Annotated in this window: 1 protein-coding gene; it reads left to right on the top strand. The window is 53.2% G+C overall.

Annotated elements, in window-relative coordinates; genetic code table 11:
• Nucleotides 1-248: 248 nt before the first annotated feature.
• Nucleotides 249-511, top strand: a 263-nt coding sequence (locus tag E1297_RS00730; RefSeq protein WP_196223097.1) for a transposase, incomplete at its 3' end; no start/stop codon positions are given.

Here is a 511-nt window from a genome sequence, read left to right on the forward strand (position 1 = left end):
ATATTCTTGTATTGGGCGCTTTTTGGACAGTGACAACGGACCAAACCGGTCACAACAGCTATCTCGCAATCCTCGTGGGTCAAAATTGAGCCGACAAAACACCGACCTTTTTCAACGGGCTGCTAGCCCGGATTATGCACCGAGTTCTATCTATCAAGCTGCTGATTGTGGTGTAAGCCACTGAAGTAATGTAGAAATATGGGTGTCGAGACCATTTTTTCCGTCGGACAAAATACGCCCATGTTCACATGACCGATCCTGCTTCAGTTTTTCCCGCATTGCCATCTTTGTCAGGCAAAAAAGTCAGCGCTGGCTTCGATGGTGGAAAGATCACTTCAGATGGCGGCGTCTTGCTTCTTGGGGCAGCGGAAAACCAGCTTGGCATTGCCAGGAGGCTTGCAGCCCTCATTGCCGACCCGCGCGATCCGGCGCGGATCCTGCACCAACTGCCCGACATGCTGCGGGCGCGTATTCTGGCGATCGCCGCAGGCTACGAGGATGCCAACGACCT

Source organism: Roseibium sp. RKSG952, assembly GCF_009711355.1.